The 21,969-nt window shown below is 40.6% G+C and carries 20 protein-coding genes; 7 read left to right on the top strand and 13 right to left on the bottom strand.

Annotated features, from left to right (window positions below; all coding sequences use genetic code 11):
• Positions 1–447: 447 nt before the first annotated feature.
• The 3 genes from R7E47_RS13955 to R7E47_RS13945 all read right to left on the bottom strand — a co-directional run bounded on the left by R7E47_RS13955 (position 448) and on the right by R7E47_RS13945 (position 3,438).
• Complete coding sequence (locus tag R7E47_RS13955; protein ID WP_025795024.1) at positions 448–909, bottom strand: helix-turn-helix transcriptional regulator; 462 nt, start codon at positions 907–909, stop codon at positions 448–450.
• Positions 910–1,023: 114 nt separating this feature from the next.
• Positions 1,024–2,355 (bottom strand): ATP-binding protein, encoded by a 1,332-nt coding sequence (locus tag R7E47_RS13950; protein ID WP_031415399.1) that lies wholly within the window; start codon positions 2,353–2,355, stop codon positions 1,024–1,026.
• Positions 2,356–2,643: 288 nt separating this feature from the next.
• On the bottom strand, positions 2,644–3,438 hold the full coding sequence (locus R7E47_RS13945) for a metallophosphoesterase (RefSeq protein WP_031415402.1): 795 nt from the start codon (positions 3,436–3,438) through the stop codon (positions 2,644–2,646).
• Between the two features lie 319 nt (positions 3,439–3,757).
• Here R7E47_RS13945 and R7E47_RS13940 point away from each other — a divergent pair, with 319 nt between their 5' ends.
• Entirely contained in the window at positions 3,758–4,045 is a 288-nt protein-coding gene (locus R7E47_RS13940) for a hypothetical protein (RefSeq protein WP_244813314.1), read from the top strand.
• Positions 4,046–4,058: 13 nt separating this feature from the next.
• On the opposite strand, the gene R7E47_RS13935 is transcribed toward R7E47_RS13940, so the two are convergent.
• Positions 4,059–4,445 carry a hypothetical protein gene (locus tag R7E47_RS13935; RefSeq protein WP_005392195.1) on the bottom strand — a complete coding sequence of 129 codons (387 nt, stop codon included), beginning with the start codon at positions 4,443–4,445 and terminating at the stop codon, positions 4,059–4,061.
• A gap of 584 nt (positions 4,446–5,029) precedes the next feature.
• On the opposite strand from R7E47_RS13935, the gene R7E47_RS13930 reads away from it, so the two are divergent.
• From R7E47_RS13930 to R7E47_RS13920, 3 genes are all read left to right on the top strand, one after another.
• On the top strand, positions 5,030–5,242 hold the full coding sequence (locus tag R7E47_RS13930; protein ID WP_005380667.1) for a cold-shock protein: 213 nt from the start codon (positions 5,030–5,032) through the stop codon (positions 5,240–5,242).
• A 119-nt stretch (positions 5,243–5,361) separates the two neighbouring features.
• Positions 5,362–5,562, top strand: coding sequence for a hypothetical protein (locus R7E47_RS13925; protein WP_020196715.1), 201 nt, complete (start codon positions 5,362–5,364; stop codon positions 5,560–5,562).
• A 65-nt stretch (positions 5,563–5,627) separates the two neighbouring features.
• Complete coding sequence (locus R7E47_RS13920; RefSeq protein ID WP_171822351.1) at positions 5,628–5,786, top strand: hypothetical protein; 159 nt, start codon at positions 5,628–5,630, stop codon at positions 5,784–5,786.
• Between the two features lie 819 nt (positions 5,787–6,605).
• On the opposite strand, the gene R7E47_RS13915 is transcribed toward R7E47_RS13920, so the two are convergent.
• The 3 genes from R7E47_RS13915 to abiEi all read right to left on the bottom strand — a co-directional run bounded on the left by R7E47_RS13915 (position 6,606) and on the right by abiEi (position 8,101).
• A complete protein-coding gene (locus R7E47_RS13915; RefSeq protein ID WP_020196713.1) occupies positions 6,606–6,761 on the bottom strand; it encodes a hypothetical protein in 156 nt (51 codons plus the stop codon).
• A gap of 202 nt (positions 6,762–6,963) precedes the next feature.
• Positions 6,964–7,173, bottom strand: coding sequence for a cold-shock protein (locus R7E47_RS13910; RefSeq protein ID WP_005380677.1), 210 nt, complete (start codon positions 7,171–7,173; stop codon positions 6,964–6,966).
• A gap of 400 nt (positions 7,174–7,573) precedes the next feature.
• Positions 7,574–8,101: a type IV toxin-antitoxin system AbiEi family antitoxin gene (gene abiEi, locus R7E47_RS13905; RefSeq protein WP_162808942.1), complete on the bottom strand. Its 528-nt coding sequence runs from the start codon at positions 8,099–8,101 to the stop codon at positions 7,574–7,576.
• A 705-nt stretch (positions 8,102–8,806) separates the two neighbouring features.
• Between abiEi and R7E47_RS13900 the strand changes: the two genes are divergently transcribed.
• The 3 genes from R7E47_RS13900 (at position 8,807) to R7E47_RS13890 (ending at position 11,478) form a co-directional block, all read left to right on the top strand.
• Positions 8,807–9,094, top strand: a complete 288-nt coding sequence (locus tag R7E47_RS13900) for a hypothetical protein (RefSeq protein ID WP_212569268.1) — start codon at positions 8,807–8,809, stop codon at positions 9,092–9,094.
• Between the two features lie 620 nt (positions 9,095–9,714).
• Complete coding sequence (locus tag R7E47_RS13895; protein WP_123016600.1) at positions 9,715–10,305, top strand: recombinase family protein; 591 nt, start codon at positions 9,715–9,717, stop codon at positions 10,303–10,305.
• A gap of 201 nt (positions 10,306–10,506) precedes the next feature.
• Complete coding sequence (locus tag R7E47_RS13890; RefSeq protein WP_123016599.1) at positions 10,507–11,478, top strand: hypothetical protein; 972 nt, start codon at positions 10,507–10,509, stop codon at positions 11,476–11,478.
• A gap of 921 nt (positions 11,479–12,399) precedes the next feature.
• Here R7E47_RS13890 and R7E47_RS13885 read toward each other — a convergent pair.
• The 6 genes from R7E47_RS13885 to hsdR all read right to left on the bottom strand — a co-directional run bounded on the left by R7E47_RS13885 (position 12,400) and on the right by hsdR (position 21,806).
• Positions 12,400–13,395, bottom strand: a complete 996-nt coding sequence (locus R7E47_RS13885) for a hypothetical protein (RefSeq protein ID WP_282156680.1) — start codon at positions 13,393–13,395, stop codon at positions 12,400–12,402.
• A gap of 2 nt (positions 13,396–13,397) precedes the next feature.
• Positions 13,398–15,056: a restriction endonuclease subunit S gene (locus R7E47_RS13880; protein ID WP_318084415.1), complete on the bottom strand. Its 1,659-nt coding sequence runs from the start codon at positions 15,054–15,056 to the stop codon at positions 13,398–13,400.
• A gap of 2 nt (positions 15,057–15,058) precedes the next feature.
• Positions 15,059–16,546, bottom strand: coding sequence for an N-6 DNA methylase (locus R7E47_RS13875; protein WP_123016596.1), 1,488 nt, complete (start codon positions 16,544–16,546; stop codon positions 15,059–15,061).
• A 143-nt stretch (positions 16,547–16,689) separates the two neighbouring features.
• Positions 16,690–18,015 (bottom strand): MATE family Na+-driven efflux transporter, encoded by a 1,326-nt coding sequence (locus R7E47_RS13870; RefSeq protein WP_318084412.1) that lies wholly within the window; start codon positions 18,013–18,015, stop codon positions 16,690–16,692.
• A 3-nt stretch (positions 18,016–18,018) separates the two neighbouring features.
• The gene (locus R7E47_RS13865; protein WP_318084410.1) at positions 18,019–19,305 is read right to left on the bottom strand and encodes a hypothetical protein; all 1,287 of its coding nucleotides are present in this window, start codon (positions 19,303–19,305) and stop codon (positions 18,019–18,021) included.
• A 56-nt stretch (positions 19,306–19,361) separates the two neighbouring features.
• Entirely contained in the window at positions 19,362–21,806 is a 2,445-nt protein-coding gene (gene hsdR / locus R7E47_RS13860) for an EcoAI/FtnUII family type I restriction enzme subunit R (protein ID WP_318084408.1), read from the bottom strand.
• Positions 21,807–21,969: the final 163 nt, after the last annotated feature.

Below are 21,969 nucleotides of genomic sequence, written 5' to 3'. Positions count from 1 at the left end.
CTTCTGAACTTCCATGTGTTTTTGGTGGTGTATTTATGAGCGTATCGCCTGTTACTTAATACTCAACGAGTTTTTAAATCGGTGTACGTTCAGAGTTATGCAGTAATGCTCGTGAAAAGTTATCAGGTAGCATGAGTGCGTGAGAAAAGAAGACAATGTGGATAGTGGATAGTGGATAGTGGATAGTGGGTTGTTGATACAAAAAAGGCCACCCGAGGGTGGCCTTTTCCAAACGTTTGGTGGGCTGGCGGGAGTTGAAATGGTTTCTCACTTTTCATAAATTCAGTAACTTATAACGATGTTACCAATTTGGTGTTGCATCAAATGTTACATCAATTTCCTGCTTAAAAAGGAACTGAACCCGCGTCCATGTATTCCTAAATCATTTAAAAATACTAGCTTTTTATAGCAATTCAATCTAAATAAATAGGGCTGATACTGAGCATTTTACCCATCCTCACCATCCATTAATAGCGATTTTAACGCATCGGGAGAAGAAGGGAGTAGTCCGACTTTTAAGCCAAATGGTTTGAATACCTTGTTGAGAATCTCTGTATTGTAGCTGCCCCGATCATTCTCTATATCTGAGAGTGTTTTTCTTGAAACACCGACGAGTTTTGCGAACACATCCTGTTTGAGTCCCAGTATATTAATACGTAAATATTTCAACGCTTGACCTTGCGTAAGTTTACCAAGCAAGAGTTGCTTGATGGTTTTGCTTGCCTCGGTTTTGCGTTCTGATGGACGAGTGGAGGGGGCGATTTTTGAGACTCTCTGATTTATTGAAGTTTTGGGCGATGTATTAACTACATATCTCTCTGATATCTCGTGAGGTGCATCTCGATTGGCCCTTAAACGAGCTATGACTTCTTCTACAGACTCTCTTTTTTCTGGAGCACTTTTATTCATAGCAGCCTCGCTTCATCAGATCCTCTAAAGCTTATGAATTAGTTATTAATGTTATGAGTAAAAAATTACTCATAACATTGATTCTTAGATGTTAATGAGTATTTTCTTACTCACTTAGCTTTTATCTAGATCTCTGAGGTGATCAAGTAAGTATTCTGTGTAGTAAAGCGGCATCACGATGTGCTCCTTCTCTGTTGCTGGAGAGCCTTGAGTACCTGTAAGTTTGATTGTCTTGTGGGGGTTGCACTTCTCGATGTAGGATTGCAATGATTTCGCACGGGTTCGCTTACCACTCTTTACTTCTACAGGCACAATTCGACCTAGGTCATCAGCGATAATGAACTCTATCTCTGCTCTTGCGTCTCCCCAAGAGAAACTTGGTTCAATACCTAGCGCAGCGATTTCCTGTTGAACATAGTTTTCGGCGACATATCCCTTGTATTCATAGCCTTGCTGTTTGATTTCACGGTAACCAGTGCCGAGCATATGGTTCAATAGCCCGACATCAAAGAGAAACAGTTTAACCGTATTTTCCTTCTGATAAGCAGCTAAAGGAGAACGAGGCTGTCCTTCAATAGGATGATTTTTTAAAGCAAGCCGACACTTGTGAAGCCATGTGATCGCACTTTCATACTCAGCATAGCGAGACTTGCGTTCGTGAACTCCCTTGAATTTAAACCGTTTAACGGAGTCGTCGAATACCGAAGATAGTTGAGCGGGAATGCTTCGAAATACTGATTCGATTAGCTGTGCATCCACTTTTCCAGAGTACTTTCCGAAATCACGCATGTAGCCCTCAATTAAGTTCCTATGGACTTCAGACACGGCTTCAATGCGTTCAATAATACTGAGTTCTGAGTTTTCGAACCATGAGTTTACGGCTTCAGGCATGCCGCCAACAAAATAATAGTCGGTCAGTAGTTCGATTAATTTTGTATGAGCTGCTGGAGAATTCAGCTTTTGGTCAAATGCTTTTTGCAGTGCTTTTTCTCCAGATGCCCACAAGAATTCCCTGAAAGTCAGTGGCCTTAAATTGTGTTGCTCAACTTTTCCAACGGGAAAGGACGTGAGCAATCCGATATTTGAACCACTAGCAGCAACATAAGCTTTGGGAGCCTTTTCTGCAAAGTACTTAAGAGAGGTGACCGCTCTTGGACATTCACCAATTTCATCTAAAATAAGAAGATCTGTCGATGGTTCGAAGATTTCTCCTGTTAAGAGTTCAATGTTGGTGATGATGTCATCAGGGTTTAGAGAGCCTGAAAAGGCTTCCATTAACTCAGGGCTTTCTAGAAAATCGATTCTTAGGACATTTTCGAATGTACTTCCTAATAGTTCCTGCAATAGGAATGTTTTACCAGTTTGTCTAGCACCGTCAATCAGCAAAGGCTTCCTTGTCGGCTTGTCTTTCCAGGTGAGTAGGTTTTCAAGTAGTGTTCGTTTCATCTAGCCACCTCAGTTAAAGTGCTTATCTGGTCGATTGTTTATTACATAAAAATGCGCAATAAAATGCAAGCGTTAACATTTAAATGCGCATAAAAATGTATTAAATAACACTTTTATGCGCGTAGAAGTGTTATGTGTGTATTTGTGCGAATGATAGTGTTGGGATTGTGAAGGGAGGTGATGAATCTATGCATCATTTCTGATTGGTTGCTTGGCAAGGTGATCAATTATCGCAGCGAGAAAGCCCTAACGGACTTTCAGATGCCGAAGTTTCTTGCTGTCTAGCTCTTATAGGTAATAAGCTTTATTAGTAAGTAATCCACTAGTTAATAAGCTGACAGAACCCTTGGGGTTAGAAATGAATGTGGTACTACCGTCAGCGATCACTTTCTCTACAGCATCATGTTGATGCCCTGCAACCCAATACCTAGCTCTTGAGATCAACTCATTACTCAACCCTGCATGATAATACGGAGCATAATCGTTGCTGGCATTTTGCTCGAAAGCAAAAGCTTCTTTAGATGGAAGGTGGTGAGATATTGCTATATCAACTTTCTCTGGAAAGTTGTTAATGAATGCTTTGTGCTGCTCTTCAATCATTTGATGGCTGATGTACTTTGTATCATTCATCAGTTCTGAGTACGCATCAATCAGTGTAGACGAGTATGTGTGAATAGGAAACCAAAGAGTTCCCCCATAAATGCTATATCCATGTAAATCAATTGACTCATTATTCAAAAAGAACAGGTTTTCAGTTGTATCACTATGAGCCTTAAGCTTGGCTAGTACGGAACCCCTAGAATCTTTGAGAACGTCAGAGTTAGCACTAGATTTGCACCCAACGGACGTACTTCTATGGCGGTAGGATTTACTCTTATTGCTATACCATTCATGGTTTCCTGCAATCATTATCACAGTCTTAAAGTGGCGGCAAAGTACATTCTTCACATACGCCATGCCTAAGAGGCCGTTCGCTGTGTCACCTGCAACGACTAAAGTGGCTTCGTTATCGAAGCTATACCAGAAATCACGGCGTATTCCGTGAATGTCGAGATGCAGATCGGAAACAACGTAAAACTTCAAACTATCATGACCTTAGAGTTGATTGACTTCTCCATGGTACAGGGTTTTTTTAGATTAGAGAAGTGAGCACATACGCTAAGTGCTTTAACATCAGTAGCTTAAAGTGAAACCTCCATGGAAGACAATGATTGGACGCTTTGTTTGATTTTTCGGCACTAAGATTTAGACACTAACTTTTAGTGTCTAAATCTTAGTGGTTTATAACTGTCTGAAATTAATCGTTTTTATTGTAAACAGTTAAGATTTTTTGCTGAGGAAACTTCTCAGAGGCTGGCGAGAGTGTAATTGTGCTACAGCCGTGTGTACGGCAGGCATTTTTATGAGCGAGGCTGATATGAAGAACGAGGCTAAGGCTACAAGAAGTGATAACGAGCAAGCCGAATCAAAGGATAGTAAGGTTACGCTAAATGGACTTCTTGACTTGCTTGATCACGCTATCTTTACCAATACTGATAAGCTAGTTGAAGTAACTGAAGCCCTCAAAATAGAACTGGAAGAGATCATTGATGGCTATCAAGTTGGCCTAGACAGAAAGTATCAAGAACAATCACCATTCGAGTCTGCACAGCATGAAGCTGTGCTACCCAAGCGGCATGCGCCGCAGTAACGAGTGTTCGGTATCATGCAAGATAGCCTTCTTGCAGTGTATTCTCTAATTCTTTGCCGAGAATAATCTCAAAGTCAGTAAATACAGCAATAGGGCGGCAAGCGTTGCCTTTTTCCTCTAACTGGATGAATCCTTTTGATGATAAGTCGTCGAGAGTTCGTGAGAGTTCGCGGATATGATGACCGCTAATCTCCGCAAGCTCAGCTAGACTTTCAGGCTTTTCTCTATTGATCAGCAGCATTAGTTCGATATTCTCATTACACAGTAGCTTTGAGGCTTCATTTAGTGACGTGAACCAAAGCGTCGGTAGATGCTTGTTATGGCTAATGTTGCCTGCGGCCACACTAATCATATGCCTACGAATGAGATCTTCCGATGCAACCCCAATGCGAGCTTTCATGGGTATCCTTCTCAGAATGAAGTAACGGAACCCTAGTGTATACGACGCTGTTCTGAAAGAAAAAGTGGATAGTTATATTCGCTATGCGAATGGACGCCATTTTCATGACAGAGAGGTCAAGAGAAACAACGATATCTGAATAGCCACCGACTTTATAGACATGCTTCGGTTAGACTCGTTTACTTGGTTTTATACAATTCAACTTATCCGAAGTGCACGATTTTGATCACCAACTATAACTCGTTTGTGCCCCATTCAAAGTTAGAATTAGGGATCATGCTTGTATCGAATATCTGTTTTGCAATAATTATTTTTAATGATGCTGTTGATTTCAATTCAGCCTTTCACTTTTTATGTCATTGATTTTATGGACAATAAAAATCAATCAAGAAATAGATATCTATTATGTTCATATAGTGTATAGTGTCAGAAGCTCAAACGATGAGCTATTAGTAAAATATTTAGTTCAAGATCTTCTCAGTTTTTATTCGATTAAATTCGTCATATTTATCCTGCGATACCTTTTTCTTCATTCCTTATTTAGTAGCTTTCTTTTTAACTTAATCAATGTATCGAGATATATTATGTCAAATAAATCAACAGGCTTAGTAAAATGGTTTAATGAATCCAAAGGTTTTGGATTTATCACTCCTGATAACGGCGGTTCTGACCTATTTGTTCACTTCAAATCAATTGTTAGTGATGGCTTCAAAACATTATCTGAAGGCCAAAAGGTTTCTTTTGTTGTTGAACAAGGTAACAAAGGTCCTCAAGCGGATAATGTTACGTTAGTGTAAGATATTTATAAAAAGTCTCTTCTGTCGAGGAGACTTTTTTACTTTATTTTTTAATAAAGATTCTGAACGTTCGAAATACGAATAAAATAAATTTTTGGATCGATAAGATAAGAAGCAATATGAGAAAACCAGTAAGAAAATCAAGCAAGAAAACACAGAAAAACAACTTCGAAGAACGATTCGCTGCGATGGTAAAAGAATATCAAGAAGCGAAAGAAATTCTCGACTCTATGACTGAAAGTTCATCAGAATATTTAGCACAGAAAAAAGCATGCGATAAACTTTTTGCAAACGCGGAACGATACATTAATAAGAGATAATGAATTGAAATGGCTTTATTCTAATCTGAATAAAATCATCTTTCTTAGCATCAATAGGATGATATATGAGCAAGTTACCTAAACCGACACAAAAGCAGAAGCAATTTAGTATTAATCAGAAAGGGATTAAACGAATACCAGAAGAGTTGAAAAAAATGGGTGTTCGCAAACGCATAGAAGAGATTGAAGAACAAAAAAAGTGGGATAAAGAGTGGGGACTATGAGTTCACGAAACCTCTCTGAGCTTATCAATACGACACTCCTCTTACATTCCGAAAAGCTGAGCAACTTGGACCGAGACATGCTGACAGGTTTACGAGATCAACTTAATCGTGAGCAAACCTTGTCAGACAAACAATCCAAACTGTGTCAAAGGCTACTACGAAAAACGAATCATGATTGCTAACCAACGTCAGTCTTCACAGCTATCTACCCAGCTATCATCAAGCATCAAGCATCAAGCATCAAGCGTTATTCGACTTAGCATCTGATCCATTAAATCTCTAATCTTAATTAGTATTGCACCCTCTGGCGCATGATGCTCAGCTGAGCGCTTGGCGTTCGTTAGACTTTTCATGAAGATAGTTTCGCTATCCATCACGGTGTGTTTTAGGTCGGCATGGTCCTATTCCTTTTGAGGAGACGTAGTGGTGTGATGCTTTCAATATGGCATTGTTTCACGCTTAAACGTTCGAACTGACTTGGTTTCTGCCTAAAAGCTGGACTAGGCAAGCAACTGATTATCAAGGAGTATGGACGGCAAAAAACCATCATAGAATGGTTATTACCTCATCTCACAAACCTGAGCACTACGAGTATGTTTCATCGCTCCTACAGTTTAAGCAACTTAACGTTCCACTTGTCATAATATGATGTGTGCCCCAGATATTTCGTTGTTGCTATTTCCAAAGCTCATCTGTTGAAGAGCATAGTCTTTCTATGAGCAACCTTGTACAAACCTTACATTCAATATAATAAAATTTTTTTAGTGTATGATTCGCACTTTTTTAACTTAAACCAGATCTTCTTTCTACCGTGATTTTTCAAAGTAGTTCCTCTAAAACAACACCAGTCTCACCATTAGCAATCCTTTGGAGAAGGCTATTCATCTTTATTTTTTTATGTATTGATGTTTCTTTATTTTGAATAGATTTGTTTTTATTATTTCTATTCTCATTATTAAATATTTGATTAGACATATTATGCCCCTTTATAAAAAATTATAATTAAGGTGCACTGAACATAAGTATTTTTAGGATAGGTAATTAAGGAGATTACAGAGAGAAACTTGCTAGGGATTACGCTGGAAAACTATCTTTATATTTTATCTTGAAACAAATCTTTGTCAGAGCAACTACCTCGCCAGGCGTATGACGAGGCAGTGTAAATTCAATTGTAAGACTAAATAGTCGTTACATTTTCTGCTTGAAGGCCTTTAGGACCTTTACCTACAGTAAAGGAAACCTGCTCGCCTTCAATAAGCTTCTTAAAGCCATCGCCTAAAATGCTTCTGAAATGAACAAATAAATCATCGCCATTTTCTTGAGAAATAAAACCAAAACCTTTAGTTTCGTTAAACCACTTTACTGTACCAATTACTTGATTAGACATATTATGCCCCTTATAAAATTAAAATTAAGGTGCACTGAACATAGGTATTATTTTAGGATAGAGCATTAAGGAGATTACAGAGAGAAACTTGCTAGGGATGACGCTGGAAAACTTTCTTTATATTTTATCTTGAAACAACTCTGTGTCAGAGCAAAGACCACTATACAGATTAATTAAAAAAAATATACCTTTATTTTAAATTAATTTTTATATCATCTATTCAAACGCATTTTATCACAAAGGGTTCATCTTGATTCCGACGTTTTGCAGTCGGGAACATTAAGCAATAAATCAATACTGCCAAACGGCCTTTTTTGAGAGAGACTTGCTTGCGGCTGTCAAACTCGCCTTTGTCCAAAAGTGAGTTGTGTGTGTGGTTTTTGGGAGTGCCAGCATCTGCCTACTTGTGATTCGTCACTATTAAGTGCGTGTTTCTTCCAACCCTTTTCAAATCTCGAATCGCAGCTTCTTTTTTCGCAATTCGCAGAGGCCGATCTGAAGTTATAGTATTGTTGATAATATCAATAGCATCACGCTTCGTATGTGTGAACTCGATAACGCCGTAAGGTGTCTTAAACTCTCCCTTGCGTCCAGTCGTCATGATCGTAATTCGATCAAGCATTACTTGGGAAATAACACTGTATTCCGAGAGTGCCGATTCTAGAGAGATGTAGTTGTACTCTCCTCGTCGCAAGCATTTAGCAATGTATTCAATGGTATAACCGTCCTTATGACGACTGTATGAGAATACATAAACCCCGTTGCACACCCGCTCTAGTACTCCAGCTTTCACCAAACGAGGTAAACTTTGCTGGAATGCTGTAAGTGAATCATCAAAAAATAACCTCCTGAGGTCACTTTTTCGATAAACGTGTATGCCTCGCTTGTCAAACTTATACAGACGCTCCAAAGCGGTCTTAATCTTCACTTCAATACTTATAAGTAGTCATAAAAAGTAAGTTTAGCATATATTTTTGTCTACTTGTGATTGAGGCTAAAGCACATCGGTAGTCGCTGATAGCCTAGTGATTCCTGACTTGTTTTTCCGAGTTAGGATCCTAACTCGGAATTTTTGGGATGAATATGGTTACTTTGAGACTAGGGGAAATAGCTGTACTAAGCGCAGCCAGATTCCGATATTCATTCTTGGTTAGGATCCTAACGTGGAATACGTAGTGATGAATGTGGTTGCTGTGAGGCTAGGGAAACCGAAGCACTAATCGTAGCCAGATTCCGATGTGTATTTTCGGTTAGGATCCTAACTCGGAATTTGTAGTGATGAATTCGGTTGCTATGAGGCTTGGGAAATAGAATCACTAATCGCGGCCAGACTCCGATGCTCATTCTCGGTTAGGATCCTAACCGAGAATTCATAGTGATGAATATGTGGTTCTTTGAGGAGAGAAATCGCAACACTAATAGCCCAGAATCTGATCTTTTTCATTTTTAGGTAGAAGTTTAACTAATTATTATTTTTCTAATTTAATAATTAAAAAACAAACGGTTTTTATTTAATAATTAAATGTTAATGTGATTTTTAAAATAGTGATTAAAGGTCCTTTACAAAGAGAATATTACTTGATAAATATAATAGTCATTGAATTTATCTATATATATCAAGAGGGTTGTCGATATGTCTCAAGTTTTGGTTTATTCTAAACGTAATCGTGAAATGAGTTATCTATCTGCAAGAGAAGAACGTGAAGCTAAGCCAAATAGATTTCAAGTCGTTTATAATGATATTTCGGATGAAGAAGCATTACGTAGAGCAAACTCTATTAATTTAGATGAAAAGAACAATGTTCCTCAAGTTCGTTTAAAAAGACAACCTATTAAGGAAGAGAAAGAATGCCGAGTGCCTGGCTTGTATGGTTGTAACCGTTATAAGTCAAGAAAAAATGAGACATTCAACGTGTTCTAACGTTGTTCTTTTTTTGCACAACGTTAAAGCCTATGGACTTGTATCAGGCAAGTGATAAAAGCCTTAAAAATTCCGTCATTAAAGCAGGTGGCAAGAGAATTTGCCAAGATTGGCAATCAATGTGCCAATGCTGGCATTGAAAGTGTCAGTAGTGGCAGAAGAATTTTTTCAATAATTTAATCTTTCTTCGTCATAAACTTCCTTTTTTAAAAGGTCAACCTTATATTAGAATTATAACTTTATAATAGTTATAACAGTTATAATAGTTATATCATAAAAAATTAAATAAATAAAATTTAATTTTTTATGTTGGATTTTAATGTCAAGGTGTTTTTAAACTGAATTTGTTTTTAATTATATATAAATAACTTTAGAGTAATGATATTTGCCTATGCGTATTAATTTATTTACTCGATTTTTATTAAGGCAAAGGTGGTTTGCCAAAATTATTGACTAGTCAACTTTAGCGAGATGTAAACACCCCTGTAGTATCAACAAACATCCGTTTTCTGATACCAGACGGGAATGAAGTGTTTGCGGTCTCATAAAGTAGGGTTCGGATTTTTATGATACCCAACCGATTGATGATACCAATTGTGATGCCAAAAGGAGTGAATAGTATGGGACGGACATTCGCTTATTGTCGTGTATCGACTAGCGAGCAAACTGTGTCAAATCAGATCTTAGCTATCAGAAATGCTGGCTACGATGTTCAAGAACACCGAATTGTACATGAAACAGTTTCTGGTAGTGTGCCAGCAACAGAACGACGTGAGTTCAAAATGTTGATTGAGCATAAACTAGAGCCAGGGGACAAACTAGTTGTACTTAAGCTTGATCGACTTGGAAGAGATAACATCGATGTTCAGCATACGATCAGTATGCTGTTAGAAAAAGGTGTTACGCCAATTTCTCTGGATCTGCCGACCGCTGATCTAAGCTCGGCGGAGGGACGATTGATGCTGCAAATGTTCTCAGCATTTGCTGAATTTGAGCGAAACCGTATTCGAGAGCGGACGCTAGAGGGGCAGGCTAGGGCTAAGTCTGAAGGTAAGCGTATTGGTAGACCAGAAGCACTAACCACAACTCAAAAAGTCCAAGAATGTAGGGCAAGAGGGCTGAGCCAATCCAAAACAGCTCATGCTCTAGGCATCTCCGTCCCTACGGTCAAGCGGCATTGGAACAAGCGGTTAACTGAAAGTATTCAATGAAGAACAATGTTCTATGATACCGAGAGGCGGAGATCTACCAGTAGTAGTTATTAGCTAAGAGGTTTTAACGATATTGCAAGAACCTTGTTCTTGCTTAGAGCAAGGCTACTAAGATATCCCGCTGATATTTGATACAAGAACATTGTTCTGACTGGAAAATCGGATAACCTCTCTGTTAGTAAACGACGCTGATAGAAAGGGATGCTTGTGAGCTTATTCATCAATACTCAAAAACTAACGGTAGCAAAAGAGGATCACTTAACTGAGTTCTTCGCTGCGGCGTTAGGGTCTTCAGAAAGTTTCAGTCGAGCGTTTGTTAGGTTGATTTTTGGAGACGAAGATAACAGATTGATCTGCAAGGTCGAAACCCAAGTTATCTATCCTGGATGCCGACCAGACATGCGTCTGATATTAAGTGATGGTTCAATTGTTCTTTGTGAAAATAAACTCGATGCTGCCGAAACGATCGGTAATGTTGAGAGTGGCAACCTTTTACAATTGGAGCGATATCTGCAATTGCCTGTGGATCATGTGATTTATATTCGCTCTGAGTTACTGCCGCCTTCATACCAAGTTACGAGCCATCCTAAGTATCTATCGCCGATAGAAAGGCCTCATTATTTGTGGCGTGATATTTACCCTTTGTTATGCGAAGACTCCAATCCAATCGCCAAAGAATTACGAGATGGTTTTAAGAGCATGGGATTTGTTCCTGCTCACCCAGTGATTGGCGATCTGACACGTAATGCGCCAAGAGAACAGAGAGAGAATTTCTCTAAGTTTTGGATGCCGACAACGACTGCGGCCATTCAACAAGGTTGGAAAGTAGCAATTGGAGATGTAGTAGAACGATACTTTTACCATGAAACAGCAGAGCTAGCTCGGGAGGTGTTCGTAAGTCCAATAAACCCTACCCGATTTCTGATTCGTTACACACCGCAAATATCTCAATGTGACGCTCTATTAAGTGCACTAGATACCGTTGAAAGTGAAGCCGAAGCACTAGTAGTGGTAACGAAAAAAACGGTACCACGAGCGAGTGGAATGGTCACTGTTATAGATGTTGAAACTCCTATGAACAATGTTCTACCAGCTCAACTAAAAACAGTGGAACAGATAGAGTCTAAGCTCAAAGCGTATGTATTGCCTTATCTCACGCTAGCTTTTAAGTAACACCTGTTTTGATTTTATGTGAATAACTATCTCGACAGTGAGATGATGTTTACTTGGAACAATGTTCTTATCGCAATCTTAAAATAGTAAAGATTGGGTATTTGATTAATCAATAAAAAACTGTGGAAGAACAATGTTCCGAATGATAAGTCAGAGAACCTTTCTTTTAATAAGAGAGGCTTCAGAGAGTAGTGCTTGTGGAGTTAATAATTAATACTCAATAACTAGCCTTCTAAAAATATAATTAATTAAAAGTCCTGAAGAGTAGTTTTGCAATTAATAATAAAAAGGCCGAGATAGACTCGACCTTTTTATCCAACGCTTAACCGCCAGTTGACGCGGAAGTAACTATCTATTAGCGGATAAAATAGTGATACATTTACTTGTATTAAAACTAATTTTTCTTTAAGCCACCAGTGAGGTGGAAGAAATTACTTTTACTTTTAAAGGTTAAGTAATATTAGTTTAAATATATCTTTAAGCCACTTTCTAGATAGAAGCTCTGCTTCTTGTTACGTGATTTAATATAAAAAATTGTTTTTTCTTAATCAAGAGTTTTTTCAACTTGACTCAAAAGTTTTTTATGTATAATAAAAACTATATTTTTCAAGTGGGTGGCTCGTAATTAATATGATTATACTATGAGCTTATTTAGCACAAAGTTGTATTGACTCAAGACTTTATTCAACCCCTGATTTTATAGATCACTATAGCAGTGAGATTCTCAACTCAGAACAATGTTCTCTGAGTCGCGAGTGTTACAAACGGTATTGGTGAGCTTGCTATTGATACTGCGAGAACACTGTTCTCGCTTAAATTATCAAAACCTAAAGATTGCGTATTTGATTAACAAATAAAAAATGCTTCGAGGAGAACGATGTTCTACTCAAAGCTTGTTACTCGCGACTTTGGGTAGCTGAATCAGTCTGCTTTTTCTACAACCATGCCACTTTGCTCTGCAAAGTGAATCAATCGAGTGATATTGCTGAGGCTCCACTGGTTGGTGATGGCTATCACCTCGTCGTTAGGCAGCGTAATCAGCGCGTCCTCATCGCTGTGGAAACGGCTAATTCTACCTTGAGGGATATCATCCGCTAGGATGGCAATGCGTCGTCTTACTGGTTCGTTAAATGCGTTGAGCACATCATTCAGGCTTTGCGGCTGATGCTTCTCGATCCAGTCCGTGACTAACGCTAGCGCGAGGTGACGCTTTTTATAGGTATGGCCGTTATAGCGATACTCTGAGTAATCTTTATCGCCTTTTTGAACGCTTGTGCGCTGCTCGGCACGCTTCTCGCGGAACTTCACCTGGTACTCTTCTACCTCGGGTACAGGGATGATCTGTTCGGCATTGATCAGTACATCTTCTTTGTAGCGATAGGGCGTGAGGCGCACACAACTGATATCGATGCCTTTGTCACGCAGCCACAATACAGAAGTGGTGAGTTCTTTACCGAAATCTGCTGAGGCTAAAACGATTCGAACATCGTTACCAAAGTCATCCAAGCTGTTTTCATCAAGATCGACAAACTCCAGAATGGCTTCGCGGGCATCAATCTTTTGGCCTTCTTTCTTCAGGTACTGGGCATAGTAGTCACATGCTTTATCGAACGTCATGGTAGAGATCATTGCTGCATAGCGTAGCGCTTGCAGCTCCATATGCGCACCGATTTCATCCCGTTTAAGCTCAATGACCACTAAGTTGGCATTTTTATCGATGGCTAACAGGTCAATACGGCGACGGCTGTCTTCCCAGTCTGAAAACTCTTCTGATATCACCAAACAATCAGGTGCGATGGAATCAATACAGCCTTTCAGCGCTTCTTGTAAATCGTGCCGTTCTTGCAGCCCTTCGGCTGCAAAAGTGGTTGGTGTCAGTGCGGTGAGGTTTTTATTGGCGATATTGTATAGGCTCATGGTTATACTGCTTGTTCGACAATAGTATTCGTTAGCAATAGTTGATTTGAAGTATGTTCACTGAAACTTTGCTTTAAAAAGTCGCACATAGCCATCAACTCATTTAATTTAGCAACAATACGCGCTTGCTCATTCAAAGGGGGTAATCCAACGACTATAGGATAAACTTTTCTTCCAGAAATTACAGGTTGAGCCGTTGCACTATCATTTTCATTCAGATTAGTGGCCTTCAACAACCAAAATAAAAATTCTAAGTTCAAGTTAGAATGAGAAAACTTTGTCACAAAAGCATTATCAGTTACCCATGCTTTTTTCGGTGTCAAGTGGACTGAACCACAGTAAAATCCAACACGACCTATAACAATAGTTGGTTCTGATACATTGTTTTCGCTGTGATAACCAGTAACACCGTTCCCTCCATAAACAGGAATCGTTCCATTGGAATCCATTTTTTTTGCGGTTAAGTTTTTACCCGAGGATATCTGGATAATCGACTCCAATCTTGTGAAAACCCAGCCAGTTGGTAGAGTCAATGGCTCTTCAGATTCAGATATGGGCTTAGTTAACCTTACTTTTTTAGGACTATCGCCATCTTCCGCAATTCTTTTCAGTAACTCAGAAGCTGGTTCATCGCTTGGATCTTGCGGAACCAACTTACCCATCACGGCAAGTTGTAGAATGGTTTGCTTAAGTTGGTCGATACTCTCTTCAGTCGTGAATAAGGTATCGAAATGCTCACTGATTCGCGCCCAGTTTTGCATTAACTCGTTAGCATCGGCAGAGTTGGTGAGTGTGTCCAACAGAGTCGTTACCAGCACTTGATGCGCTTCAATGCTGGCTTCGGTTTGTTGCTCAAGCTGGTCGCAAAGCGCCATTAGCTCATCGACTTTGGCGACGATTCGGTGTTGTTCTGCGGTAGATGGCAATGCGATAACTGTGTTAATGATCTTTTCTCTTGAGATGTTTGGCTGTGCTCCGCCTGCTCCCATGCCAATCAATCTAGCTTTATAAGCCTTAAGAAGAGTTAAAAGATATGTGTTACTTAAGCCAGTAAATGGTGTACAAGCACACACTGCTTGGTTTGTAGTAGCTCGAACGGAGAGTATTGCAGTCTTGCCAATTGTTGCTCCATACATTGCTACTAGAACATCACCAACATTGTTATATCTAACAGAAGTTTCTGACAAAGCCAGTTCGGTGATAGTTTCCTCTGATTCCGAAATATAATCCGCTTTTAACTCTCCAGATTTAAACCAAGGTATCCCTCCATCATAGTACCCACTATTGCTTCTTTTAGGTGTGGAGCCTGAACCCCATTCACCATATTCATTTAAGCGGATCCACGACCATCCATTTGGCAAGTCAAAAGGCTTTTCTTCATCGCTTATATTGGGGAGTTTCTTTGGCTTTTTAAGCTTCTTTTCTTTTACCAATTGAGCCTTTTCTTGCGCAATACGCTCAAGTAATACTGAAGCAGGCTCATCATTAGGATCTTGAGGAACGAGTTTGCCGCGAACTGCCAGTTCTAAAATCAGTTCACGCAGCTTTTTAACGCCATATAGCTCTAGCTTCTTACTGTTGCCACGTCCAGAGGACGATTTGGTTTTTACTGCTGAAGTCCAGATATCAATATGCTCGGTAATCAGGTTTTCGACTGCCATTATTACTCTCCACCTTGCATTTTACCTTGAGTGGTAGAGCTAAGCGCATCACCAAGAATGCCTTTCAGTTGGTCACGTAGTGCGTTAATTTCTTGCTGTTGTTGATGATAGCTCGCCAGTAACTCTTCAGGATCATGGCTGACTACTTCGTCCTGATACGGGTTTTTAATATCAAGGTTAAAATTGCGCTCGATAATATCCTCAATCGATACTTTCCAAGCTTGCTTGGTCTCGATGCGGCTAGAGAATCCATCGGCCTCGTTGCCCCACCAATCGATCTCTTGCTGGAACTCTTCAAACTTCATTGGTTTGGTTTTGCTGTAGTTCTTCACGCCTTTTGGATAAGGGTGCTCATAGAACCACACTTCTTTGGTCGGTTGGCCTTTGGTAAAGAACAGAATGTTGGTCTTAATACCAGTGTATGGGTTGAACACGCCATTAGGTAAGCGAACAATCGTGTGCAGGTTACACTCTTCTGTCAGCATCTTTTTGATTTTGGTTTTTACACCTTCACCAAACAAGGTGCCATCAGGCAGCACCACACCTGCGCGGCCATCTTTATCCAATACTTCGACAATAAGCTGCAAGAACAGATCGGCGGTTTCACGAGTTTGCATTTCGGCAGGGAAGTTCTTTTCAATCCCGTCCTCTTCTGTGCCGCCAAACGGTGGGTTAGTCGCAATCACATTGATATTGCTGTCCCAGTTTGAAAGCGGCTTGTTAAGCGTGTTGCCGTGCTTAATCTGCACAGGGACTTCGATGCCGTGGAGCATCATATTGGTGATACACAGCAAATGTGGCAGTTGTTTCTTCTCTACACCATGGATTTGCTTTTGCAGCGTTTGGTGGTCGGCTGTGCTGGTCACGTAGTTTTCTTTGACGTGATCGAAAGAGCAAGCCAGGAATCCACCCGTGCCGCAGGCGGGATCCATAATTTGCTCACCCAGTTTAGGGTCAAGACGATTGACGATAAAGCGAGTCACAGCGCGAGGGGTATAGAACTCACCCGCATTACCTGCGCTTTGTAGGTCGCGTAGGATTTGCTCGTAGATATCACCAAACAGGTGGCGTTCTTTAGAGTCAGTAAAGTCGATCTCGTTGAGCTTGTTAATCACCTGGCGCAGCAGTGTGCCATTTTTCATGTAGTTGAAGGCATCACTAAAAGCTTCTTTCACCACAAAACCGCGTGGGTTGGTGTCTTTCGGTGCGGTTAGGTTTTTTAACGTCGGGAATAGGTCATCATTGATGAATTCCAGCAGTTCATCACCCGTAATGCCTTGGTTATCTGCCGCCCAGTTGCGCCATAGGTACTTGGCAGGGATGGGTTCGCGGTAATCATCTAACTCGAACTCTAGTTCTTCCTCTTGAGCATCAAACACTTTAAGGAATAAAAGCCATGACATTTGGCCTAGACGCTGCGCGTCACCATCAACACCTGCATCTTTACGCATGATGTCTTGAATAGACTTGATAACTGAACTGATTGACATGGAGTTCTACTACTAACTGACTGAAAAATTGGGGCTGATTATAGCATTTCTACGTCATTATGAGTACTGAAAAGGGGAGAGGTGATGCCCAATAACGGTGGAGGTTAGTGGGCATTTACATCTATGATAAATATATAAATTAATTAATGGCTTACTGGTTGTTGATTCATGCTCATTTTGCTCCGTAAGGCAAGGTACAACACCCAAGTGATGAGTGCATCAGCAGTAATGCCCAAGCCGAACATTATGGCGATTCGTTCAAGCGTAGGTACAAAGATACCGATTTGATAAAGCACAAAAGCACAACCGTAAAACAAGGTGTTTACGATAAGTGATTGATATAGCATCAAATCCGTGCGTCCAATACCATAAAAGTAACTGTCTATGACATTGTTTAAACTGAAAATGACATAGAACCCAACCATTAGCCAAACTAGACTGGTGATTGATTCTGGGTTCTCTATCCCCATGACATTGGCTATAAAGCTGTTCCAAAGCGGTGCGGTGAGTATCCAAACAGCAATGATTCCTAACGTTATCCATAGGTAGCTATTGACTCGCTCAGATGTTAACCCATTGTTTGTCGCAGCATCTTGCTTAACCAGTTGTCCTAATGTCAAAACGGGAAGTAGTAGCCAGCCCCAAATAAATTGATTAGCAACCCAGAACGTTCCCGCTTGTTGTACTTGGTTAATCAGCTGAAGAATCATGACAATAAAGGCAGTATTTCGCACGAGTGACTCAAGCCCTGACTTCCATCCAATTTTTGCCCATTCTTTGAGCCATTGCGATTGATCTCCTTTAGAAAACTTGAAGCTCAGAGTGATCCCTGATTTCGATAAATAAATCAGGGCAAACAGCGCGAGAAGACTATTGACTACGATATTACTCAGAGCAATACCATTCACTCCTAACTGAAGGGAGTAAGGTAGTTGACTGACGAAGACGCTGTCACAAAGGACAGTCATGAGCATTTGTACTATTAGGAGACCATACAGCGCCTTTCGTTCATTTCTTAGGACTAGAACCAAAGACAAAAAAGCATAGAAGCTAGAGAGCAAAATAGCGGCAGATTCCAATCGAATGTATTGGATCGTTTGGGTCAATAATTCAGCCTGTTGCTGCATAGCATCTACAAAATTCGGGGCTAGCCACAATACCATTAAGGTCACCACAAAGTAGCAAATTAAGGTAACCAAAAGAGATAGACTGGCTCGTTCACGAAAAGCTTCATTACTATGAATAACTCTGCCTAGAATAAATGCTAGAGGGATAAGTAATGCTTCGCTGAGGACTTCATATCCTACATTTAGCCATGCAACTTGTGCTGCAATGCTAAAAGTCCATGGGCTAGGGATGCTGCCCAAGAAATGGATTCGTGTAGTTGAGTAGATTAATGGTATTAAGCTTGTCAGAATCAGCACTAGCCACAGTTGGTAGTTGATTGTTTTTATTTGATGATGTTTCAATTTTTAAGCCTTGTTATCTTCACTAGGGACCTCGTGGAGAAAGCGACTCTCCACAGAGAAATAGCCATTACTTTTAATCAGTTGTTTATTTCTAAGCCGTTCGAACAGTGTGATGAGGTACTGATAAAGCTCAGTATATTGCGCTGTGCTGATATGAGTTGCTGAGCAGTTAAATACTTGCCATGGGAAATCAATCAATGTTGTAGCGGCATGTTTGGGAAGGTAGTTGTGTTTAAACTCACTTAGCAGTAAATGTTCTAGCTGAACACAATAGTGCTGGATGATAGAGCAGTGAAAGTGGTACTTGTAACTGTCGTTGTTAGCGATAAGGTTCGGTAAGGAGCAAAATAAAAAGTAAACCTGAGCGGCCAACTCTTTGGCTTGCTTTCGCTCGCTTGTATGTGTTTTGGTAACGGCGTCTAATTGTTCTGCAAGGCCAAGATCACCCTTTAAAATAGTGAAGTGAACGTTGTAGATTTGTGACTCACGATAATAAAGAGAAATGTCAGACAGCGATTGGCCTACAACGATTTCTATAAGCAAACGGTCTTGTGTTCTAAGAGTGATTTTCGACCCCAAAATATCGGTATGAGCCAATTGTTCACCGAACAATCTGAGGAGTCTTTCATGCCAACCCTGAACCGAAATCGATGACTGAATAAATAAATCGATATCAGAGCGCTTTGTTAACTGATTAGCCCCCAAGCTTCCGTAAAGTAGAGCTGTAGGTACGCTTGTATCTGTGCTCAATACTTTATTCAGCTTACTGACCCAAGTGTGTTGAGATAATGGGAAGGCCGTCCAGAAGGCATCAAAGTTATCGGAGAAGTCAAAACAGTAAGACTGCCAAATTTGTCTTTGCCAGTGAGTTTCTAGTTCCGTCGGTATGGTTTTATCTTTCAAAAATCTAATAGTTTCATCAACAGCTTGCAGTTTTTTGTAGGATGATGGGTAAGGGATTTCTGAGTATTTCTCGTCATCAATTGCATTGATGCTCTGCACAATATCTCTAGTGCAACAGACTAATATGCCTGTTTTCCTATCTAATTGATTGGTAAGAAGGCTAGCCGTTTGACCGTATCCTATAAATTCAACAATCGCGTTTTCCTGTTGTTTAACCGCAGCAAGGAAATGCTCACAAGCGAGTTGCTCACCTTGCTCGGTTCCATCGCCAAAGCGAATTCGATACTCATCTAATGATAAATAAATGAAATCAGGCAAACGTCCTTGTATTTGTTTGCTTAAGGTTGTTTTGCCTGAATTTAGGTTACCAAAAATATAGATATGCATTGTGACGTGAGGTCGTTAACCAAGCTAAAGAAACTCTAGCTTGGTTTAAATGGTGATTAGGCTGATTGATAAATCTCAGCTTCCAATTCAGAAATCGCTTCTAAGTATTGCTCTTTTCCGCCAAAGCACTTTTTGACGATTTCAGCAGGGCGTCCCATCTCGTCAAAAGGCTTAACTTTGAGTACATGAATATTCTCAATCTCTTGAACGCCTTCGTCTGCGTACTTGTCCAGTAAGTTGCTCAACACCTGCTGAGCCGTTTCACCGTACTTAGTGAAGTAGTTGCGTTTTTTGACGTTGTCAGCGCGTTCTTTTCTGGTGAGTGCTGGTTGGTCATACACGACATGACAAATCATGTCGAATGGGTCGAGATCTTTGCCGACTTCCAGCTCTAATGCTTCCCAGATGATGCCTTCTTCTGCCAGTTCATCGATGATTGCTTGCTTTTTATCGGCATCTTGCCAGCGCTTAACAAAGTCATCCATCGACGTGAACTGTTTTGCCATCGTCTTGCGGGTATAGTCTTTGAACGATTCGGTTACGAGTTTTCCGTCGGCATCGTAGTATTGAACACGTTCGGCAATGGCCTTAACCGTTACATCGTTGACATGGAACTTTCTAACTCGGTTTTCATCCTGCCAATCATCATCGGCATCACTACCGTCAGAAGGAGATGAACCTGAGTCGTATGGAGCTTCTGGTTCTTGGATGCTTTCAGGGTCGATATCTTCCCCTTCAAATGGATCATCTTGTTCAAGTTCATCCTCACCATCGATAATCTCATCGAGTCCATTATCGGTATCGAAGTCTTCTGGTTTTGTCTCTTTAACTCGCTCAGGGACACCATCAAAGCGCTCATCAGCGAACAGTTCAGTCGCTTTTTTAAAGTCGAGGATAGTAAACCATAGCTTTCCGTAACGATCATCAATACGAGTACCACGACCGATGATCTGCTTAAACTTAGTCATCGACTGAATGCCTTGGTCAAGAACAACCAGTTTGCAAGTTTTTGCATCGACACCTGTTGTCATGAGTTCTGAGGTGGTCGCGATAACAGGGTAATCCTTTTTGGGGTTGATGAAGTTATCAAGCTGAGCTTTACCGATTTCATCATCACCTGTAATTTTCATTACGTATTTTTCATTTTTAGCAACTTGCTCAGGGTTGCAGTTGATTAGTGCTCGGCGCATACGTTCCGCATGGTCAATGTCATTACAGAACACAATGGTTTTAGCCATCGGATCGGTGCGCTTTAGGTAGCTGGTGATGGTCTGTGCAACAAGTTCTGTGCGCTCATCAATGACCATAGTTCTGTCGAAGTCTTTCTGGTTATAGATCCTGTCTTCGATAACTTCACCATGTTTATCGACTTGCCTTTTGGTTGGTCGCCAACCTTGTAAATCTACATCGATATCCACACGCACAACTTTGTATGGGGCTAAGAAACCGTCTTCAATTCCTTGTTTTAGAGAGTAGGTATAAATGGCATCGCCAAAGTACTCGGTGTTAGACACGATATCGGTTTCTTTTGGTGTCGCGGTTAGCCCTATTTGAGTCGCAGAACCGAAATACTCAAGAATCTCGCGCCATGCGCTGTCCTCAGCGGCACTGCCACGATGGCACTCGTCAACGACAATAAGGTCAAAGAAATCAGGATCGACCTGTTTGTATGCTTTTTGGTGCTCTTCTGGGCCAGTTAGAGCTTGATACAAAGCTAGATGGATTTCGTAAGCGGGATCGACTGTTCGACCAGTGACTTTGGTCATAGCGGTGCCAAACGGCTGGAAGTCGTTGGTCTTAGTTTGATCGACCAGAATGTTTCTGTCCGCTAGAAATAGGATGCGTTTTTTGGCTCGGGACTTCCATAGTCGCCAAATAATCTGGAAAGCAGTGTAAGTTTTGCCCGTACCTGTTGCCATAACCAAGAGTACACGGTTTTGTCCTGCTGCGACCGCTTCCACGGTTTTGTTTATCGCTTGTAGCTGATAGTAGCGCGGAGACTTTCCGCTACCGTCATCATGGTAATCTTGAGTAATGACTGGAAGGTGCTCGGCTTTGTATCCTTTCCAAACGCAGTACTTGTCCCATAGTTGCTGAGGTGTCGGAAAATCTTCAAGTCGAATTTCAGTTTCGAGTTGAGCTGGGTTGGTTTTGTCGTGGAAGATAAAACCGTCGCCATTTGAGGCAAAGACAAAAGGGACTTCAAGTAGGCTGGCGTAATCTAGACCTTGTTGCATACCTTTGCCGATTTCATGCTTATTCGCTTTTGCTTCGACAACGGCTAGAGGCATGCTCGGTTTATGGTAAAGGACGATGTCCGCAGACTTAACCTTTTTCCTCGCCGCTGCCTGACCACGAACAATGACCTTACCGTCACGCAGTTTAACTTCTTGACGGATTTGAGACATATCATCCCATCCTGCATCTTTGATAGCAGGAAGAATGAATTTCGTGATGATGTCGGTTTCAGATAGCTTTGATTTATTGATTGTCGATTCCATGCGATTAGCCAGCTCAGTACAAATGCATTTCATGACTATACCAAAGGATGCATAAAAGCAGAAAAGATACTGACTTATCAGTGAAGTGGGTAACGGTATGCATGAAATACCAGATGCTATTCGTGGAAATAGTTATCCCGTTATGCAATAGCATAACGGGAAG

This window comes from Vibrio sp. Vb1026 (assembly GCF_033338745.1).
Lineage (GTDB): Bacteria > Pseudomonadota > Gammaproteobacteria > Enterobacterales > Vibrionaceae > Vibrio > Vibrio alginolyticus.
Note: the sequence above shows the minus strand (reverse complement) of the source record. Positions and strands in the feature narration are given on the sequence as shown.

What these genes read in the sequence shown, in the direction of transcription:
- R7E47_RS13955 (WP_025795024.1), bottom strand. Translation starts at nt 909, where the DNA reads ATGAATAAAAGTGCTCCAGAAAAAAGAGAGTCTGTAGAAGAAGTCATA.
- R7E47_RS13950 (WP_031415399.1), bottom strand. Translation starts at nt 2,355, where the DNA reads ATGAAACGAACACTACTTGAAAACCTACTCACCTGGAAAGACAAGCCG.
- R7E47_RS13940 (WP_244813314.1), top strand. Translation starts at nt 3,758, where the DNA reads ATGAGCGAGGCTGATATGAAGAACGAGGCTAAGGCTACAAGAAGTGAT.
- R7E47_RS13935 (WP_005392195.1), bottom strand. Translation starts at nt 4,445, where the DNA reads ATGAAAGCTCGCATTGGGGTTGCATCGGAAGATCTCATTCGTAGGCAT.
- R7E47_RS13930 (WP_005380667.1), top strand. Translation starts at nt 5,030, where the DNA reads ATGTCAAATAAATCAACAGGCTTAGTAAAATGGTTTAATGAATCCAAA.
- R7E47_RS13925 (WP_020196715.1), top strand. Translation starts at nt 5,362, where the DNA reads ATGAGAAAACCAGTAAGAAAATCAAGCAAGAAAACACAGAAAAACAAC.
- R7E47_RS13920 (WP_171822351.1), top strand. Translation starts at nt 5,628, where the DNA reads ATGAGCAAGTTACCTAAACCGACACAAAAGCAGAAGCAATTTAGTATT.
- R7E47_RS13915 (WP_020196713.1), bottom strand. Translation starts at nt 6,761, where the DNA reads ATGTCTAATCAAATATTTAATAATGAGAATAGAAATAATAAAAACAAA.
- R7E47_RS13910 (WP_005380677.1), bottom strand. Translation starts at nt 7,173, where the DNA reads ATGTCTAATCAAGTAATTGGTACAGTAAAGTGGTTTAACGAAACTAAA.
- R7E47_RS13900 (WP_212569268.1), top strand. Translation starts at nt 8,807, where the DNA reads ATGTCTCAAGTTTTGGTTTATTCTAAACGTAATCGTGAAATGAGTTAT.
- R7E47_RS13895 (WP_123016600.1), top strand. Translation starts at nt 9,715, where the DNA reads ATGGGACGGACATTCGCTTATTGTCGTGTATCGACTAGCGAGCAAACT.
- R7E47_RS13890 (WP_123016599.1), top strand. Translation starts at nt 10,507, where the DNA reads ATGCTTGTGAGCTTATTCATCAATACTCAAAAACTAACGGTAGCAAAA.
- R7E47_RS13885 (WP_282156680.1), bottom strand. Translation starts at nt 13,395, where the DNA reads ATGAGCCTATACAATATCGCCAATAAAAACCTCACCGCACTGACACCA.
- R7E47_RS13880 (WP_318084415.1), bottom strand. Translation starts at nt 15,056, where the DNA reads ATGGCAGTCGAAAACCTGATTACCGAGCATATTGATATCTGGACTTCA.
- R7E47_RS13875 (WP_123016596.1), bottom strand. Translation starts at nt 16,546, where the DNA reads ATGTCAATCAGTTCAGTTATCAAGTCTATTCAAGACATCATGCGTAAA.
- R7E47_RS13865 (WP_318084410.1), bottom strand. Translation starts at nt 19,305, where the DNA reads ATGCATATCTATATTTTTGGTAACCTAAATTCAGGCAAAACAACCTTA.
- hsdR (WP_318084408.1), bottom strand. Translation starts at nt 21,806, where the DNA reads ATGGAATCGACAATCAATAAATCAAAGCTATCTGAAACCGACATCATC.